Annotated in this window: 17 protein-coding genes; 10 read left to right on the plus strand and 7 right to left on the minus strand. The window is 61.7% G+C overall.

Annotated features, from left to right (window positions below; genetic code table 11):
• Positions 1-72 precede the first annotated feature (72 nt).
• From miaA to KUV51_RS07310, 5 genes are all read left to right on the plus strand, one after another.
• Entirely contained in the window at positions 73-954 is an 882-nt protein-coding gene (gene miaA / locus KUV51_RS07290; protein ID WP_261385680.1) for a tRNA (adenosine(37)-N6)-dimethylallyltransferase MiaA, read from the plus strand.
• Positions 955-1,026: 72 nt separating this feature from the next.
• Positions 1,027-1,815, plus strand: coding sequence for a helix-turn-helix domain-containing protein (locus tag KUV51_RS07295; protein WP_222520885.1), 789 nt, complete (start codon positions 1,027-1,029; stop codon positions 1,813-1,815).
• A gap of 363 nt (positions 1,816-2,178) precedes the next feature.
• Positions 2,179-3,225, plus strand: coding sequence for an ABC transporter permease (locus tag KUV51_RS07300; protein ID WP_222520886.1), 1,047 nt, complete (start codon positions 2,179-2,181; stop codon positions 3,223-3,225).
• 12 nt (positions 3,226-3,237) lie between these two features.
• Positions 3,238-4,689 (plus strand): ABC transporter permease, encoded by a 1,452-nt coding sequence (locus tag KUV51_RS07305; protein WP_222520887.1) that lies wholly within the window; start codon positions 3,238-3,240, stop codon positions 4,687-4,689.
• 158 nt (positions 4,690-4,847) lie between these two features.
• Positions 4,848-6,947, plus strand: a complete 2,100-nt coding sequence (locus KUV51_RS07310; protein ID WP_222520888.1) for an ABC transporter ATP-binding protein — start codon at positions 4,848-4,850, stop codon at positions 6,945-6,947.
• Here the strand turns inward: KUV51_RS07310 and KUV51_RS07315 are convergent, their stop codons facing one another.
• Together KUV51_RS07315 and KUV51_RS07320 are read right to left on the minus strand one after the other, a co-directional pair.
• A complete protein-coding gene (locus KUV51_RS07315; protein WP_222520889.1) occupies positions 6,948-7,433 on the minus strand; it encodes a hypothetical protein in 486 nt (161 codons plus the stop codon).
• 88 nt (positions 7,434-7,521) lie between these two features.
• Positions 7,522-8,109, minus strand: coding sequence for a lytic transglycosylase domain-containing protein (locus KUV51_RS07320; RefSeq protein WP_222520890.1), 588 nt, complete (start codon positions 8,107-8,109; stop codon positions 7,522-7,524).
• A gap of 170 nt (positions 8,110-8,279) precedes the next feature.
• Between KUV51_RS07320 and ssb the strand changes: the two genes are divergently transcribed.
• A complete protein-coding gene (gene ssb, locus KUV51_RS07325; protein WP_039687269.1) occupies positions 8,280-8,777 on the plus strand; it encodes a single-stranded DNA-binding protein in 498 nt (165 codons plus the stop codon).
• Between the two features lie 54 nt (positions 8,778-8,831).
• Here ssb and KUV51_RS07330 read toward each other — a convergent pair whose 3' ends face one another.
• Genes KUV51_RS07330 through KUV51_RS07340 form a run of 3 tightly spaced genes read right to left on the minus strand, consistent with a single transcriptional unit; the run spans position 8,832 to position 11,147 of the window.
• Positions 8,832-9,428, minus strand: coding sequence for a pyridoxamine 5'-phosphate oxidase family protein (locus KUV51_RS07330; protein ID WP_222520891.1), 597 nt, complete (start codon positions 9,426-9,428; stop codon positions 8,832-8,834).
• A 26-nt stretch (positions 9,429-9,454) separates the two neighbouring features.
• Positions 9,455-10,567, minus strand: coding sequence for a 3-dehydroquinate synthase (aroB, locus tag KUV51_RS07335; protein ID WP_222520892.1), 1,113 nt, complete (start codon positions 10,565-10,567; stop codon positions 9,455-9,457).
• Entirely contained in the window at positions 10,560-11,147 is a 588-nt protein-coding gene (locus tag KUV51_RS07340; RefSeq protein ID WP_222520893.1) for a shikimate kinase, read from the minus strand. The genes aroB and KUV51_RS07340 overlap by 8 nt, the downstream gene beginning before the upstream one ends.
• Positions 11,148-11,240: 93 nt before the next feature.
• On the opposite strand from KUV51_RS07340, the gene KUV51_RS07345 reads away from it, so the two are divergent.
• The 4 genes from KUV51_RS07345 to KUV51_RS07360 all read left to right on the plus strand — a co-directional run bounded on the left by KUV51_RS07345 (position 11,241) and on the right by KUV51_RS07360 (position 15,485).
• The gene (locus KUV51_RS07345; RefSeq protein ID WP_193743538.1) at positions 11,241-11,390 is read left to right on the plus strand and encodes a hypothetical protein; all 150 of its coding nucleotides are present in this window, start codon (positions 11,241-11,243) and stop codon (positions 11,388-11,390) included.
• Positions 11,380-12,918, plus strand: coding sequence for a hypothetical protein (locus KUV51_RS07350; protein ID WP_222520894.1), 1,539 nt, complete (start codon positions 11,380-11,382; stop codon positions 12,916-12,918). The genes KUV51_RS07345 and KUV51_RS07350 overlap by 11 nt, the downstream gene beginning before the upstream one ends.
• Positions 12,915-13,847 carry a site-specific tyrosine recombinase XerD gene (locus tag KUV51_RS07355; RefSeq protein ID WP_222520895.1) on the plus strand — a complete coding sequence of 311 codons (933 nt, stop codon included), beginning with the start codon at positions 12,915-12,917 and terminating at the stop codon, positions 13,845-13,847. The genes KUV51_RS07350 and KUV51_RS07355 overlap by 4 nt, the downstream gene beginning before the upstream one ends.
• A 327-nt stretch (positions 13,848-14,174) precedes the next feature.
• Positions 14,175-15,485 carry an HlyC/CorC family transporter gene (locus tag KUV51_RS07360; protein ID WP_222520896.1) on the plus strand — a complete coding sequence of 437 codons (1,311 nt, stop codon included), beginning with the start codon at positions 14,175-14,177 and terminating at the stop codon, positions 15,483-15,485.
• 5 nt (positions 15,486-15,490) lie between these two features.
• Here KUV51_RS07360 and KUV51_RS07365 read toward each other — a convergent pair whose 3' ends face one another.
• Complete coding sequence (locus KUV51_RS07365) at positions 15,491-16,321, minus strand: LytTR family DNA-binding domain-containing protein (protein ID WP_222520897.1); 831 nt, start codon at positions 16,319-16,321, stop codon at positions 15,491-15,493.
• Between the two features lie 148 nt (positions 16,322-16,469).
• The gene (locus KUV51_RS07370) at positions 16,470-18,881 is read right to left on the minus strand and encodes an FAD-dependent oxidoreductase (RefSeq protein ID WP_222520898.1); all 2,412 of its coding nucleotides are present in this window, start codon (positions 18,879-18,881) and stop codon (positions 16,470-16,472) included.
• Positions 18,882-18,899 lie beyond the last annotated feature (18 nt).

An 18,899-nucleotide genomic window follows, 5' to 3' on the forward strand; every position in this document is an offset into this window, starting at 1 on the left:
GGTGCGCCCCCGCTCTTTGAATTTGCGCGCAACCTGTCCTAAATGCGGCAGGTTTTCAATGGACGACACGACATGATCCGCGACCTGATCGCTAAATTGCCCAAGGACTTGCCGGTTCTCATTGCCGGACCGACCGCATCAGGCAAATCCGCGCTGGCTTTGGCCATTGCCGAAGCCAAAGGCGGCGTGATCGTGAATGCCGATGCCAGCCAGGTTTACGACTGTTGGCGGGTGCTGACCGCCCGGCCTTCGGTCGAGGAAGAAGCCCGCGCGCCTCACCTCCTATATGGTCATGTTGCGTATGATGCGCCCTATTCCACCGGGCATTGGCTGCGCGACGTCACTCCGCTGTTGGACGGGCCACGCCCCATCATCGTGGGCGGCACCGGCCTTTACTTCAGCGCACTGACCGAAGGGCTGGCGGATATACCCGAAACACCCCCCGACATTCGGGCGCTGGGTGATACGCTGGATGTGCCTGCGATGCTGATGAACATTGATCCGGTCACGACCAGCCGGATCGACACAGCCAACCGCGCCCGCGTGCAGCGCGCGTGGGAGGTGCAACAGGCCACAGGTCGGCCCCTCGCCCATTGGCAGGATCAGACACGCGCGCCGGTTTTGAACGCGGGTGACTTTGTCGGCATCGTCATGGACAGCCCAAAGGAGTGGCTGACGCCGCGCATCAAGACCCGATTTGATCAGATGCTGAAAGGCGGAGCGTTGGAGGAGGCGCGCGCGATGCAAGACAGGTTTGATCCTGCCCTGCCCGCCTGTCGGGCCATCGGGGCGGCAGAGGCGATGGCAGTGTTGCGCGGCGAGATGGACCATGACACGGCGGTGGAGCGCGCAACAATAGCAACCCGCCAATATGCCAAGCGACAACGCACATGGTTTCGCGCGCGGATGGCGGATTGGCACCGGATTTCATCGCCCGACCTGGTTGCCACTTGACATATTCGACGCAACTGACGCCAGTGTTGTGGGGAATCGCGTCGCCGACTTGTCCAAAACGGACCATTGCCCATGTCCCTGCCGCCGGTCGAGATCAAGCCGTTGAGCCAACTGACCCTTGGTCAGGATTGGCGGATTGCGCTGGCCCATGACAGGCCACAGCATGTTGTCATCTGGGTGACCCGCGGACAGGGGCGGCTGCTGCTTAACGGGACTCGGCGCGGCGTGGGCACGCACAATGCCCTTACGATTCCGCCGCACACGCTGTTTTCGCTGGATCTGGGTCGGCAAGGTGTTGGGATGGCGGCGCTGATCCCAGATGGCACGGAGGTGCGCCTGCCTATTGGCCCCCGTCAGTTGCGGATACGGGATGTGGATGCCATCGGCGAGCTGACGGGCATCTTTGAAGCCGCACATCGGGAGACAACCCAAGGCAAGGCCCTGGCCCAGGACGCCATTGATGCGCAGATGTCGCTTTTGTCGGTCTGGCTCAGGCGCCAGATCGCCCTGCCGGAGAACCTGCCCGTCGCGATGAATGCCGCGGCACGCTTGAGCGCGCGGTTCTGCGAACGGGTGGCACGCGACCATGCAAGCGGGCTGTCGATGGCGGAACATGCGGCGGAACTGGGGGTCACTGCCACGCACCTCACCCGCGCCTGCAAGGCGGCGACAGGGCGCACCGCAGCCGACTTGCTGACGGAGCGCATCCTTTATGCAGCGCGGGTCGCGCTGATTGAAACCGCTGTTCCGGTTCAGGACATTGCCCGGCACCTCGGCTTTGGCTCAGCCGCTTATTTCACCCGATTCATGCAGCAGCACACCGGGCAAACACCCACGGCACTGCGCAAGGCAGCGCGATAGCGTGATCCGGCAAATCCTCCGCCGGTCGCGGGCGATGTCGCAAACAGGATAGGCAAATGTCGCAAACGTGTTCTGATTTTTGAAACCGCCCCGTTGACCTGTGTGCGTATCTGTTGCCTCATAAGGTCAGGGAACAACAAAGACCGCAGATGTGCACGAAGACGTCCGGCACGAACCGGACACACGCACGATGACCCGCCACCTGGGTCTGCTTCGGTCACTGGGGGCGTCAGTGTAGGCACAATCACAACCACTTCCATCTGTTGGCTCATCCGAGCCGTGCCAGAGACGTCGACCAAAGAACGTCCGGCAGCCAAAAGCGGCGGCACCTACCCGCCCGAAGCCACCCAACAGGGGCGATTTATGGGACTTTTCATACTCAGACGTTTGGGCGTGATGCTGCTGACGGCCTTGTGCCTGACCTTCATCGTGTTCTTCCTGACCAATCTCTATCCAAATCTCGAAAAGCTGGCGAAGACCCAAGGCAACTTCCGGATGACGGACGAAGCCGTGGCAAGCTGGCTGGACGACCGCGGATACATCGACAACACGTTCGTGAAATATGGTCGCTGGCTGGGTGTCGTCCCCGGTTGGGTGACAGAAAAGGAAGACGGCACCGTTACAGGTCAATGCTTTGCAGAGAATGCGCCGGTCGCGGAGCGCGCGACCTTTTGTGGCGTGTTGCAAGGCGATTGGGGCTTTTCGCTGGTGTTCAAGGATGAGGTCAGCAACATCGTCGCCACCCGGCTTGCAGCCACGGGCAAGTTGATGGGCTTTGTCCTGCTGGTCATGGTGCCGATGTCGCTGATCGTGGGCGTGCTTGCGGGGATGCGTGAGGGGTCGGGGCTGGACCGGTCGTTGTCCACCTTCTCTATCGCTACGACGGCGACGCCCGAATACGTGTCCGGCGTGATCTTCATAGCCATTTTCGCCTCCTCCGCCTTTGGCCTCAAATGGTTCAAGGGGTCGGCAACGCAGGCCATCGAGAATGCGACATTCGAAAACTTCACCCTGCCCGTGCTGACCATTGCGCTTTATGGCATGGGATACATCGCGCGAATGACGCGGGCGAGCATGACCGAGGTCATGACGGCGCAATACATCCGAACGGCGCGGCTGAAGGGCGTGAGTTTCGGCAACATCGTCCTCAAGCACGCTCTTCGCAATGCGCTCATCGCGCCCTTCACGGTGATCATGCTGCAGATCCCGTGGCTCTTGAACGGCGTTGTGATCGTCGAGACGCTCTTTAACTACAAGGGCTTTGGCTGGCTCTTGGTACAAGCGGCAGGCAACAACGACATTGAGCTTCTGCTCGCCGTGTCTGTCGTATCCGTCGTCGTGGTGCTGATCACGCAGCTGATCTCGGACATCGGCTACGTGTTTCTCAACCCGCGTATTCGCATTTCCTAAGGAGGCAGACCCATGGACCCTTTGACATGGACCGGCCCGCTTGGGCAATTTCTGGACCCGGTGCTGTATGTACTGTCCGCAATCTTTCTGATCGCCGTGCTGATCCAGATCGTGATGAGTGTGGCGACCGGTGGGTCGCGGGTCGTGACGAACCCGGATGGCACGCTCAGTTCGGCAGGCGGGGCGTATGACCTGTCCGCTACCGCGACGCGCTGGACGGGCGCGGCCCTGCTGCTGGTGGTCTTGGCGTATATCATACTCGGCGTTTTTGGTGGACCGGGCACAACCGGCATCATCGGCGGGATGAGCCAGCAGTTGATCCCGGTCTGGATCGCGCTGATCGCGACCTTCGCGCTGTCGATCACCTTTAAGCGCAAGCTGGGGCTTTACGGCAAACTCTTTGACTCCACTGTTGGCATGATCGGTTTCGCGCTGGTGATGTTCTGGGTCTATGCCGGTGCAATGGCGGGCCTGTTGGACTGGATCACCACCCATGACAGTCTGAGCCAAGTGTCCGGCATGAAGAACAAGGTGCCGGGCACGCCCATGCGCGGGGCCGAGGACGGCGAATACGCCTGGTACCTGCTGGGCGGAGACAACCTTGCCCGCGACGTGTTTAGCCGCCTTTTCAAAGGCGCTTGGATCGTGGTGCAGATTGCGCCACTGGCAACGCTCTTTGCCTTCATGGTCGGGATCACGCTGGGCCTGCCTGCGGGCTACTATGGCGGTCGGCTCGACACGCTTCTGTCGTTCCTTGCCAACCTGATCCTCGCCTTCCCCGTGATCCTGCTGTTCTACCTGCTGGTCACACCGGAAATCGTGGCGACGGGCATTCCGAACTACATGGCGACGGTGCTGTTCGTCTTTCCATTGATCTTTGTCGGTGTCCTGCTGAACTCGCGCTACTACACGCAGCCGAGTTTCCGCACGCCGCTTTTGATCATCGTGCTGGGGATCATGGGCTGGATCTACCTATCGCTGATCTCGGACGGCGGAACAAAGGTGGCGGTGCTGCCCGAGTTCCTCGACCTGTTCGACATCGATCCGGGTATCCTCGTGGTGTTTGTGTCCGTGGTCTTCGTCAACGCCCCTACGGTGTTCCGGATCGTGCGCGGCCTCGCCCTCGACATCAAGACGCGGGACTACGTGGCGGCTGCTCAGACGCGCGGCGAAGGGCCATGGTACATCATGCTGTGGGAGATCCTGCCCAATGCGCGCGGGCCGCTGATCGTCGATTTCTGCCTGCGCATTGGCTACACCACCATCCTGCTGGGCACCTTGGGCTTCTTTGGCCTGGGTCTTCAAAGCGAAAGCCCGGATTGGGGAACGACCATCAATGCCGGTCGGCGTTTGCTGTCGGTCTATCCGCATGCCGCCATCGCACCTGCTCTGTCGCTGCTTACCCTGGTGTTGGGTTTGAACCTGTTGGCGGATGGGCTGCGCGAAGAAAGCCTCAAGGATTGAGCGCAGGGCCTGACCCACACAGAAGAAACCTGGGAGCCAAACATGGCAAACGGAGCAACACTTTAGCAACGGAGGGACCGGGGGCCAGCCCCCGGACCCCCGTCGTATTTTTGGTCAAAAGAAGCCCGAAGGGCACGCACTGACTGGGAGAGATGAAGATGGCGAAACAGGACTATGATGCGGCTTACTCGGGGCCGATCCTTGAGATCGACAAGCTGAGCATTTCCTTCTTCACGCGGCTGCGGGAAATTCCTGCGGTCATGGACTTTTCGGTGACGGTACAGCCCGGTGAGGCGGTCGGGCTGGTTGGAGAGTCAGGTTGCGGCAAGTCGACCGTGGCCCTGGGCGTCATGCAGGATCTGGGCAAGAACGGGCGTGTTGTCGGTGGGTCGATCAAGTTCAAGGGCCGTGATCTGGGCGAGATGAGCATGGAGGAGCTGCGCGACATTCGCGGCTCCGAGATCGCGATGATCTACCAGGAACCGATGGCGTCCCTAAACCCGGCCATGAAAATCGGCAAGCAGCTCATGGAAGTACCGATGATCCATCAAGGGATGAGCGAGAAGGACGCTTATGACCGCGCCTTGCAGGTGGTCACCGACGTAAAGCTGCCTGACCCCAAGCGCATTCTGAACAGCTTTCCGCATCAGCTGTCGGGCGGGCAACAGCAGCGCATCGTGATTGCGATGGCACTCATGTCTGAGCCGTCGCTCCTCATCCTTGATGAGCCAACCACCGCGCTGGACGTGACGGTCGAGGCCGCCGTGGTCGAGCTGGTTAAAGACTTGGGCAAGAAATACGGCACCTCGATGCTGTTCATCTCGCACAACCTTGGCCTGGTGCTGGAAACCTGCGACCGTATCTGCGTGATGTATTCGGGCGAGGCCGTCGAACGTGGAAGCATCAAGCAGGTGTTCGACGAGATGCAGCACCCCTACACCCAGGCGTTGTTCCGCTCGATCCCCCTGCCCGGCGCGGACAAGAACGCGCGGCCGCTGGTCGCGATCCCCGGCAACTTCCCCCTGCCCCACGAACGCCCGCCGGGATGCAATTTTGGCCCCCGTTGCGACTATTTCGAAGAAGGGTTGTGCAACGAGGACAAGGCGATCCCGATGTTCCCAGCCAATGATGATGGCAGCCACGAAACGCGCTGCCTGAAGTTCAAGGAAATCGACTGGAATGCCCCACTGACCGTGGGCGAGCAGAAGCAAAAGGGCGAAGTCGGCGACGTTGTCCTGAAGATGGACAAGCTCAAGAAGTATTACGAGGTGGCCGCGTCTGCCCTATTCTCGTCCGGTGAAAAGAAGGTGGTCAAAGCCAATGAAACTCTGAGTTTCGAGGCACGCGAATCCGAAACGCTCGCCATCGTCGGCGAATCCGGGTGCGGAAAATCCACCTTTGCCAAGGTTCTGATGGGGCTGGAGACAGCCACCGAAGGGTCGATCACCCTTGGCAACAAGGCCATTCAGGATGTGCCGATCGAAGAGCGGGACACGCAGACCGTCGCTGACGTGCAGATGGTCTTCCAGAACCCCTTCGACACGCTCAACCCGTCCATGACGGTCGGGCGCCAGATCATCCGTGCGCTCGAGATTTTCAAGGTAGGCAAGAACGAGGCGGAACGGCATCAACGGATGCTGGAGCTGCTCGATCTGGTGAAACTGCCCCGCGCCTTCGCCGACCGGATGCCGCGACAATTGTCCGGCGGTCAGAAGCAGCGCGTGGGCATCGCCCGCGCCTTTGCTGGTGACGCGCGGATCGTGGTTGCGGATGAACCTGTTTCCGCCCTCGACGTGTCGGTGCAGGCGGCTGTGACCGACCTGCTGATGGAAATCCAGCGCGAGCAGAAGACGACGCTTCTGTTCATCAGCCATGACCTGTCCATCGTGCGCTATCTCAGCGACCGGGTGATGGTCATGTATCTCGGCCACGTGGTCGAATTGGGCTCGACCGAACAGGTCTTTGCCCCGCCTTACCACCCTTACACCGAAGCGCTTCTGAGCGCGGTGCCCATTGCTGACACGTCCGTCGAAAAACAGCACATCGTGCTCGAGGGCGACATTCCGTCAGCCATGAACCCGCCCCCAGGCTGCCCATTCCAGACCCGGTGTCGTTGGAAATCAGAAGTGCCAGGCGGTCTGTGCGAAAAGGAGGTGCCGCCCGTGCGCCATCTGGCCGAAGGACACCAGGTCAAATGTCACCTTGCCGATGACATCCTTGCTCGGATGGAGCCGGTGATCAAAATCGCGGCGGAGTGATCACACCACGTCGGCGGCGGCGGTGTAGTTTTCCATGAACTGCCAGAAAGCGGGTATTGCGACCGTCTCTGCCCAGTATCGCAGGTCTGTCGCATTCGTTGCCAGTGCCCCAAGGCAATAAGCGGTCCAGAACTGCCACGCCCGCTTGACGGTTCGGGACAGGATCAACGTCCAAAGAAAGCCAAGCGGCCCAATCGCGACAGCAGCAATGTACGCCGCCATCGTTATGTCCGCCGCCAGCAGACCGTACAATGTGACGTAGTCGAGCGTGATCAGAAACAGAAACCCGATATTCGACGCGAAAAGCGTTCCGGCAATCGCCCCAGCAATCCCACCTGCTGCCAGCATATCCAGGTGAAATCGGCGTGCGGACGGGCTTTGGTGGATCAGTTTTGGCTTCGAGACCACCACGTCTTCCGCGTTCAGCGTGCGCCCCTTGTTGATGCGCGCCAGCCGCTCGTCGAATGTGGATTGCCCCGGTTTCATGCCTGCCCCTGCCCTTTTTCTCGTTAAACGAGATAGTGGGGTCTCGTGGCAGGTTTGTGGCAGAAAACGCTCAATGGCGCGGCGCGGGTCAGCTGCCCCAGATCACCTTGACGTAGTTGCGTGTTTCGCGGAAAGGCGGCACGCCGTTGTACTTCTTCACGGCACCCGGCCCGGCATTGTAGGCAGCTAGGGCCAGACGCCAGCTTCCGAAGGTGCGGTACTGTTCCTTGAGATAGCGCGCGCCGCCATCGAGGTTCTGTGCCGGATCCTCGCGATCAACGCCGAGACTGCGCGCCGTTGCTGGCATAAGCTGCGCCAGACCATAGGCACCCTTGTGCGACTTCGCCTTTGAATTCCACCCACTTTCCTGCTGCACAAGGCGCAGGAACAGATCCTCGGGCACGCCATGACGCCGGGCCGCGTCCCTTGCCATGTTCAGGTAGGGACCCCGGTACTTTCCAGTAAACCGCTTGGTTTCGCTATCCCATTTGGTTGGCGTAACGACCTTGCGCGGCTGTAGCCGGACCGAGTTCGAGTATTGCTTCGCGGCGCGCGTGTCCAAGACCTTGGTCTGGGACTTGAACAAGTTGTTTCGGCTCTTCGAAGACAGGCTTTGCGCCATGCCCGCGTCCGCAACAAAGGCGGCGACAATCGCCCCGACCCAGAATGCCCGCATCTTCACCGTCCCCAGCTCGTACACTGCCACCGTTTCTTGGCGCGCAATATACGGCTTTTTCGCCAGTTTACTACCTCCGAGATTTAAGTCTGCGTTAACCAAGTGTAGTCTAGCCAGAACACAAAGGCCGAGGCGTGGAATCAGCCCGGCACGGGACAAAGGGAAAAGACATGGCAGGCTCAGTCAACAAGGTCATTCTGATCGGCAATCTGGGGCGCGACCCCGAAGTGCGCACGTTCCAGAACGGCGGCAAGGTGTGCAACCTGCGCATCGCGACCTCCGAGACATGGAAGGATCGCAACACGGGTGAGCGCAAGGAACGGACCGAATGGCACTCGGTCGCGATTTTCTCTGAACCGCTGGCGCGTGTGGCCGAGCAATATCTGCGCAAGGGGTCCAAGGTGTATCTCGAAGGGCAACTGGAAACCCGCAAATGGCAGGACCAGTCGGGCCAGGACCGCTATTCAACTGAAGTTGTACTGCGCCCCTACACCTCGACCCTGACCATGCTGGACGGTCGCGGCGAAGGCGGCGGCGGAGGAGGCAGCTACGGTGGCGGCGGTGGCGGCCAGATGGGCTATGACGACCAGGGCGGCGGTTATGGTGGCGGCAGCAGCCAGCCAAGCCCGGCGCCCAGCCGCGATCTGGATGATGAAATTCCGTTCTAAGTCGAGCGATCTGATTGCCAAAGGCCCGCCATTCCGGTGGGCCTTTTTCTTGGATCAATAAAGCGTGTTGCGATACAGATCGTCTACAGCCTCTTGATCTGTCCGCTCCTGCGGGATCGCCGTGTGATCGCGCAACATCTCAAGCAGGGTCGCGACCGGCCGCTGTGACGGCCATGTCTCCGGCTTCCAAAGGCCACCCCGCATCGGCGCCTTGCCGCAATGGGTGTAGATTTCATCGGCGTTGATACGCACCACCGTCTTGGGGCTGCGCCCGTTCACCTGGAACTGCTCACACAATGCGGGATCTTCGCTAATCTCAGCCGTGCCATTCACACGCAGGGTTTCGTCCACAGTGGGGATCAGAAACAGAAGCGCCACCTGCGGATGGGCCAGAATGTTCATCAGGCTGTCGATCCGGTTGTTGCCGGGCCGGTCCGGCAGCAGCAGCGTGGTATCGGATTCGACCGTCACAAACCCTGCCGGATCGCCCTTGGGTGACACGTCGAGCGTGTGCCCATCAGACGTCGCAAGCACCAGAAAAGTAGAATGCGCAATGATCTGGCGACAGTGGTCATCAAAGGATGTGATCACCTTGGCCGCGGCACGTTCATGCACATCGCCGTAGAGTTCGCGCAATCTCTCTGGGGTCATCACCCTGTCTCCTTTTCAAAACCGCCCTAGCGGGCTGCGAGGGCATCCTCCAGCACGGCCATCACCGTGTCGCGCGGCACGTCCGAGGTCACAAACGCCTCACCAATCCCGCGCGCGAGGACGAAATTCAATGTGCCGGCCACGACCTTCTTGTCCTGACCCATCAGATCCAGCAGCCCTGCCGCATCGGGCAGATCGCCGGGAATATCGGCCAGATCGGCCTTCATCCCCATCGCCTTGATATGCGCACGGACGCGGCTGGGGTCCTCCTGGCTGCACAGACCCAGACGCGACGACAGCTCAAAGGCCAGACCGCATCCGATGGCCACCCCTTCCCCATGCAGCAGCCGGTCGGAATATCCCGTCGCCGCCTCAAGCGCATGGCAGAACGTGTGGCCAAGGTTCAGCAACGCGCGATCCCCCTGCTCCGTCTCGTCACGGGTCACGATGTCGGCCTTCATCTCGACCGACCGCTTGACTGCGGCGACACGCAAGGCGACGTCGCCCGCCGCCATCGCCTGCGCGTTCTCCTCCAACCAGGCAAAGAAAGTCGCATCCCCCAAGAGGCCGTACTTCATCACCTCGCCATAACCCGCCAGAAAATCGCGCGGGCTGAGCGACGCCAGCACATCCGTATCGGCCAAAACCAGGCTGGGCTGGTGAAAGGCCCCGGCCAGGTTTTTGCCCTGTGCCGTGTTGATCCCGGTCTTGCCCCCAACCGAGCTGTCGACCTGCGCCAAAAGCGATGTGGGCACCTGAACGAAGCGCACGCCGCGGCGCAGGATGGCACAGGCAAAACCGGCCAGATCGCCAATCACACCACCACCCAGGGCCACGACCACATCCCGCCGCTCGATCTTCTGATCCAGCAGCCATTCGGTGGCCTGCGCCAGGTGCGCCCAGCCTTTGGTGCTCTCGCCGGGCGGCAGTTCCAAAGCGACGCACTCAATGCCCGCCGCAGCCAACCCGTTTTCCAGCGCGGCAAGGTGCAGGGCCGCCACGCGTTTTTCGGTCACAACGGCCACGCGCAGACGGGGGAGCATCGGCGCGATCAGTGTTCCCGCCTCGGCCATCAGGCCGGGCCCGATCACTACGTCATAGGCCCGATCGCCCAACGGCACGCGCACGGTTTCACGCATCAACTGTCTCCAACACATCAGGCCGTTCCGCCAAGAGCGTTGCGATCACCCGATCCACCATTTCTTCGATGCTGAACCCGGGCTCGGACACCACGCTCACATCGGCCAAGGCATACAGCGGCACACGCTTGGCGTAGATCTCGCCCAAAGTGGCGCGCGGATCAGGCGTGCGCAGCAAGGGCCGCGTGTCCTTGTGTCGAACGCGCTGCCAGAGCAGATCAAGATCAGCGTTCAGCCAGACGGACACGCCGCGCGCGGTGATGTTGGCCCGGTTCTCCTCGGCCAGAAACGCGCCGCCCCCGGTGGACAGAATACCGCGTTCCTCGTCCAGAAGACGCGAAATCACCTGCGTCTCCTTGCGCCGGAAGAACGGCTCACCATCGCGCTCGAAAATCTCGGGCACGGTCATGTTCGCAGCACTTTCGATCTCTGCATCGCTGTCCAGGAACGGGACATCCAGACGCAATGCGAGACCACGCCCAACAGCGGTCTTGCCCGCACCCATCATGCCAACCATCACCACCGTCTTCTTCAGTCGGTAAGTCGTGGCGATCACATTGTCCTGCTGAATTTCGCTCATATCGCTGTCAATGACGTGATTTTGCAAAAAAGGCCATATATGCTTTGGGCAAAACAAAGAACCACAACCAAGAATTCTGGGGCAGGCAAAAACATGATCCGTCTATTCAAGCTGTTGATCTTTCTCGCGATCATCGGATTTGTCGGGCTTGTGGGCTATGCCTATGTCGGCGAGTATTTCGGCGCCAACTTTTCGCCGCCCCAGGACGAGATGCGCCTGCCCGTGACTTTGGATGCGGAATAGACTTACCTCCCTGCTCGCCGCGCTCCTCTGCGCAGGCACCAGCCTCGGCGCGCAGAACGAGGCGACGGCACCGCTCAGCGTCATCGACTGGCTGGACACGCAAGGGGCGATCGATGCCGCCCTGCCGACGCCCGAAGAACCGGATGTGACCGACAGCGGGAATGTGCCACAGGTCACCGTACAACCCCTGCGCACAGACGCGGCGCAGCGCGTGGGGTTGGCCCCTTCGAACATCACGGGACTGCCCGACACCCTCTGGCAGAAAACCGACGCACGCACCCTGTCGCGGGCCATAAATGCGCTGCCCGACGCGCCGCTGCCCGCGCTGCAAAACCTGATCCTGACATTGCTTCTGGCCGAGGCGAACCCGCCTGCGGGGGAGGCACACCTGTTTGACCTGGCACGCGTGGACGCGCTGTCCCGGTTTGGCGCCCTTGATCCCGCCCTCGCCCTGCTGGAGCAAACCGCCATCGACAAGCGCGCTGCAAAGCTCGCGCGGTACATGGACCTCTCGCTGGTGTCTGGCGATCCCAGCACGGCATGCGGCTTGATCCTTGCCAATCCGAAATTGTCTCCCGGCAAAGCGCATGAGGTATTCTGCAACGCCCGAGCCGGAAACTGGGAGGATGCCGTCCTGGTTCTGGGCACGGCTCGTGTTCTGGAACTGATACCCGAGGACCAGGCCGCCGCACTTGAGCGTTTCCTCGATCCCGAATTGTTCGAGGGCGAGCCGCCACTGCCGGTCCCCGCCACCCCTGACCCGCTGACCTTCCGCCTGTTCGAAGCCATTGGCACGCCGATCCCGACGCGCACATGGCCGCTCGTCTATGCAAATGCGGACCTGTCTGCGAATGCGGGGTGGAAAGCACAGCTTGAAGCCGCCGAACGCCTGGCGCAGCGCGGTGCGCTCGGCGACAACCGCCTGCTGGGCCTCTACACCCAGCGCCAACCCGCAGCATCAGGCGGGGTCTGGGACCGCGCTGCCGCCATCCAGCGCTTTGAAACCGCACTCGGCACTGGCAGCCCCTCGGCGGTGTCCAAGACACTGCCTGCCGCGTGGCGCGCGATGGACGACATCGGTTTGAAAACCGTCTTTGCCAAACTGTTCGCCGAAGACCTGACGAAGCTGGTTCTCAGCGGCCCGACCGCGGATATCGCTTTCGATGTGGCATTGCTTTCGCCCGCCTACGAAACCGCGGAGACGCACTTTCCGTCGCGCGCCTTGCAGCGTCCAGCTATGGCGGCGGTGGCGCGCGGTGATGTGCCCGAGGGGCTGACATCGGATGGGGTCGAGGGTGCCGTTCTGGCCGCATTCAGCGACGCGGCGCCCGATCCGGGCATAGTCGCAGCCGCACAGGCGGGTGAATTGGGTCTCGCACTGGCGAACACGATCAGCCTGACACACGGCGGCGCCAGCGGCGACGTGGCGCGGCTCACGACCGGCCTTGCCACCCTGCGCGCACTCGGGCTTGAGGACGTGGCGCGGCGCACCGCGCTACAGGTTATGTTGCTGGGGAGCACGGGATGAGCCACCGCTGGATCTCCACCTTTCTTGACGCGCAAGCCGCAGAACTTGGGGCCGCGCGCAATACCCTGCTGGCCTATGGCCGCGACCTCAAGGATGCGGATGCGTGGTTGACAGGTCAGGGGGCGGATTTCGAAACCGCCGATACGGCGCAAATCGAAGCCTACCTGATCCACTGCGACGCCCAAGGCCTCGCCAAATCCACGCGCGCGCGGCGCCTGTCGGCCATCAAGCAGCTCTACCGCTTCGCCTTCGAGGAAGGCTGGCGCAGCGACAACCCCGCCATCCAGATCGCCAGCCCCGGCCAGGACAAGCGCCTGCCCAAGACCCTCGACGAAGAGGAGGTCGACCGGCTGCTCGACGCCGCCCGCAACTTCGGCCGCGGCGATCATGACAGGCTGCGGGACACTTGCCTGATGGAACTACTCTACGCCACGGGTATGCGGGTCAGCGAGTTGGTCAGCCTGCCCGTCTCTGCCGCCAGAGGTGACCCGCAGATGCTGCTGATCCTCGGCAAGGGCGGCAAGGAACGCATGGTGCCGCTGTCACCTTCTGCCCGCACCGCACTTTCCGCGTGGATCGCCTGCCGCGATGCGCGGCGCGAGACGGTAGAGGCCGATGGCGCCCCACCCTCCCGCTTCCTGTTTCCGTCACGTGGCGTTTCCGGCTACCTCACCCGGCACTGGTTCTACGCACGTATCAAATCGCTGGCCGTCCATGCAGGCGTTGACCCGTCAAAGGTCACACCGCACACCCTGCGCCACGCCTTTGCAACGCACCTCCTTGCCGGGGGCGCCGATCTCAGGGCGATCCAGACGATGCTTGGCCACGCCGACGTTGCCACGACCGAAATCTACACCCACGTGGTCGACGAACGCCTGACCCAACTTGTCCTGGATCATCACCCGCTGGCCAAGGACAAGCGCAAATAGCGCGATACGACACCCTCGGATGGCCAGTGGTCGCCGAACAGGCAGGGCGGCACATTTCGGTCAAAACGATGCTCAATGGCTCCGTGCCGGCAGTGCAGGTATTTCTGAACAACCGGTGTGCAAGCAGGCACCCATCCTTGCACAAGACACCCGAACGGCTTGCACAGCAGCGGTTGATCCGCTGCGTCCAGCCTGCCCGGCGGCTCGGACAAAGGTCACAAAACGACGGATCGCGGCCCTTCATCGCTGTCAGATCCTGCACGCGCATCCCTTGATTGCATCGCCTTGCGGCCCCATAACCCATGCAACACCAAAGGATTATCTCGAATGGAAGACCCCACCTCGACGCTGGATGCGGCGTTCTGGATCACCAGTGCGGTGATCCTTGGCCTCCTGGTCATGTCCGGCTTCTTCTCCGGCTCGGAAACGGCACTGACGGCGGCGTCGCGCGGCAAGCTGCGGGCGCAGGCGGACAAGGGATCGCGCGGGGCCGAACGCGCGCTGGAGATCACCGAAGACAACGAGCGGCTGATCGGCTCGGTTTTGCTGGGCAACAACCTCGTGAACATCCTCGCCACGTCACTGGCGACAGCACTTTTCACACGTGCCTTCGGCGAATCCGGTGTGGCCCTCGCGACGCTGGTGATGACCATTCTCGTGCTTGTCTTCGCCGAGGTGCTTCCCAAGACCTATGCCATCACCAATTCGGAAAAGGCCGCCTCCCTGGTGTCGCGCCCCATTTCGCTGGTCGTGCTGGTCTTCTCGCCCATCGTGGCTGCCGTGCGTCTCTTGGTGCGGGGCGTGTTGCGTGTTTTCGGCGTCAGGATCGACCCGGACAGCCACATCATGGCCGTGCGCGAGGAAATCGCAGGCGCCCTGCAACTGGGCCATTCCGAAGGGGTCGTGGAAAAGGAAGACCGCGACAGGATCCTCGGCGCGCTGGATCTGGGGGACCGCACGGTGGAAGAAATCATGCTCCACCGCTCCGGCATCGAGATGATCAACGCCGATGACGATCCGCAGGACATCCTGGAACAGTGCCTGAAGTCCAACCACACCCGCCTGCCCGTCTACCGCAAGGAACAGGAAAACATCATCGGCGCAATCCACGCCAAGGACCTTTTGCGCGCCATGTATCAGGTGATCGGAGGCCCGGAGGGAGAGGCCGCAGCGCTCAAGAATTTCGATATCCGGCAAGTGGCCATGCCACCCTATTTCGTGCCCGAGACCACAACGCTCGATGATCAGATGCGGCAGTTCCTACGGATGCGCACGCACTTTGCATTGGTCGTGGACGAATACGGCTCGCTTCAGGGCCTCATCACGCTCGAGGATATTCTCGAGGAGATCGTGGGCGAGATCACGGACGAGTTCGACCCCGATGACGAGGATGTCGTGCAACGCGGCGAAGACGGGCACTACTATATCGACGGTGCCATGACGATCCGCGACCTGAACCGCGCCACAGACTGGAACCTGCCCGATGACGAAGCGAACACCATTGCTGGCCTGGTCATCCACGAGGCGCAAATGATCCCTGAGGTCGGTCAGGTCTTCAGCTTTCACGGCTTCCGTTTCGAAGTCACAGCACGCGAGGGCAACCGCATCACCGCACTGCGCATTCGCGGACTGAATTGACCGGTTCAGGCCACTTCGCGCGTTTCGGCATGGTCATCCAGCCACGCGCGCACAGCCTCCAGACGCCCCCGCGCCACTGGCACTTTCTCACCGCAGGAAAGGGTCAGCTTTGAACCGGACAGGGATTGCGCCTTTTCGCGCGCAACCCAGTGCGAGCGGTGGGTCTGAATGCCATCCTCGGGGCGGACCTGTTCAAGGAATGTGGCCAGACGCTCGCGCAGGATCTCGACGCCATCCGGCGTGTAAATCTCAAGGTAGTGCTCCGCCGCCTTGACCCGCATGACCCGGTCCAATGCCATCGTACGCCCCGACAAGGTCACGGACCGCGTTTGCGGTGTCGTGGCCTTTCGGGCCCGCTGCGCGGGCAGCAGCCACATCAGTGCCGTCGTTTCGAACACATGGGCCACCAGCACATTCCGCACATTCATCTGCCAGGACATGCTCAGCAACGGAGGCTTGTGGGGCTCAAACAGATAGGTCAGCCCGACCGACGTGATGTAGGTGGCGGCCAATACGAGCGGCGATGACAACACGATCAACGGGATCGGACCGCCAACGATCGTCCGCCACACACGGCAGGCACCAAGCGAATACACCATCGACAGCAGCAGATAGACAAACAGCGCGATAAACCAGAACGCCAACCTGAGACCAAAGCTGTCGAATTGCGGCAGCGTCACCGGGTGACCCGTCGCCATGATCAGAAAACCGACCATCACGAGAACCCACAATTGCCAGGACCCGTAAAGCTCGTGCACTTCACGCATCGTGAAATGCGTCAGGCTGCCGTTCGAGACATAAACCTGCACTTCGTGATCATATGCGCTTCGAAACATGATATTTTCCTACCATGTGACGCTAAATAGAGTAAATGATTTCGCGGGCCTACTCGGGGTACGGACAGGCTTTGTAGTCGGTGTCAGTTACAGGCCTGTATCGATCAGTGTGCACGCCTGTCCGTGCCCCCGCCCATCTCGAACACAGCTAGCCGCGCAGCCTCGACCCTTCGGGATCGAATGGCGCTGAGCCAAGAATAGTTGCGTTATGGGAGCGCCCAAGCACCCTTACGTCAACCTTGTCGCCGGCACCTGCATCCCGCACGAAACCGAGCGCAAGGCTCATGCCAACGCTGTATCCATACGCGCCGGAGGTCACGCGACCAATGCCCGCACCGCTCCGAAAAATCGGTTCACCGCCCGTCGCATCGGCGCAAGACGCCTCCGTATCCGAATCATCCAGCCTCAACACCACAAGCGATTCGCGCGCTGGCCGCGCCATGACGTCCATCGCGGCCTGCTTGTTCAGAAAGTCCTTGTCCAATTTGATCAACCGGTCCAGCCCCACTTCCTGCGGCCAGTACTCCGGACTGTATTCCCGGCCCCACGAGCCGTACCCCTTTTCCACACGCAGGCTCATCAGGGCACGGCTGCCAACCGGCCCGATCCCCATTTCGCGGCCCGCATCGACGAGCGTCGTGTAAAGCTGCAATTGATCCTCGCTCCGGCAATGCAGCTCCCAGCCCAGATCGCCAGTGAACGACACGCGCAACGCCACCACGTCCACTCCGCCCAGAACAATCCGCTGCGACCGCATGAACGGGAAATCAGCCGTCTCAAGCGATGCATTCGTCAGCCGCTGCAACAGCGCCCGACTGTCCGGCCCCGCCACGTTGAACCCGCAGACAGCCTCGGTCCGACTTTCGAACACTGTCCCCTCAAGCAAAGGCACCTGCTTGAAGAATCGCTGGTGATAGCGCTCCGCCATCCCCGACCCGATGATCCAGAACTCCTCTTCCCCCAGCCGCGTCACGGTGAAATCGCCCGCGATGCCCCCGCGCTTGCCGATCAGCGGCGTCAGACAGGATCGGCCAACGGCCACAGGCATCCTGTTGGCAAAGACGGCATTCAACCAATCCTCTGCCCCCGGCCCCTTGCACACATATTTGGCGAAGTTCGAGATATCGATGATCCCGCCCCGGTCCCGCAGCATCCGCGCCTCGGCCCCGACGACGTCAAACCACGGCTGACGGGCAAAACCGGCGGTATCTTCGACATCATCGAAGTAAAGCGGATGCTCCCACCCATAGTTGAGGCCCATCCTGGCCCCCATGTCCACCTGCATGTCGTGCACCGGACGGGTGCGCACAGGCCGGCCTGCCGCCCGCTCCTCTCCGGGGAAATGGATCTTGAACCGGTGCGCATACTGGTCACCCACCCGCGCCTTCGTAAACGCCTTGCCGGCCCACACCCCAAACCGGGCCATATCCCAGGCGAACATGTCGTACTGCGTCTCACCCTCGACGATCCACTGCGCCGCCAACAGGCCCATGCCACCCGACTGCGAAAAGCCCGGAATGATCCCGTTGCAGCAAAAGTACCCCTGCAGTTCCGGTACCGGACCAAACAACACGTTGGAATCCGGCGACCAGATCATCGGTCCGTTGATGACCCGCTTGATCCCCGCCGTACCCACGACGGGTATCCGGTCGATGGCGCGCATCATGTTCTCTTCGATCCGCTCCAGATCATCGGCAAAGAGCTCATGGCCGAAGCCCTGTGGCGTGCCGTCCTCGGCCCAGAACTGGACATCCTTTTCATAGGCCCCGACCAGCAGCCCCTGCCCTTCCTGCCGCAGGTAATACTCGCCATCCCGGTCCGCGACCGACGGCAAGCGGCGATCCATCGCAGCCACTTCAGCAATGGTCTCGGTCACGAAATACTGGTGCTCGGTCGGTTGCAGGGGCAATTCAATCCCCGCCAAAGCCGCCACCTCACGACCCCAAAGCCCAGCAGCATTGACCACCCAAGGGGTCGCGATGTCCCCTTTCTCGGTCCGTACGATCCATGTGCCATCCGGCTGCTGCTCCGTCCCGATCACCGGACAGAACCGCACGATCTCCGCCCCGTTCTGCCGGGCACCCGCGGCATAGGCATTGGTCACACCGGACGGGTCCACATTGCCACCTTCCGGCTCCCACATGATGCAACGGATGCCGTCGAAATCGACCAGCGGGTGCAACCGCTCCGCCTCCGCCCGATCCACCTCGTGAAAGTTCATGCCATAGAGCGCGGCCTTGGCGGCCTGCAGGCGCAACTGATGCTCCCGCGCCTCGGTCTGCGCCAGGTACAGCGAACCGGGTTGAAACACCCCGCAGCCCTGCCCGGTCTCCTGCTCCAGCGCTTTATACAGCCCCATCGTATAGTGCTGGATCCGGCTGATGTTGGTGCTGTCGTGCAGCCCATGAATGTTCGCCGCCGCGTGCCAGGTCGAACCGGATGTCAGCTCGTCCCGCTCCAGCAGGATCACATCGGTCCAGCCCAGCTTGGTCAGGTGATAAAGGATGGAACAACCGATAACGCCGCCGCCGATCACGACGGCCTGTGCGTGGGTGCGCATGGGGATGCCTTTGCAAAT

The sequence above is a fragment of the Tateyamaria omphalii genome, from assembly GCF_019802125.1.
Lineage (GTDB): Bacteria > Pseudomonadota > Alphaproteobacteria > Rhodobacterales > Rhodobacteraceae > Tateyamaria > Tateyamaria omphalii_B.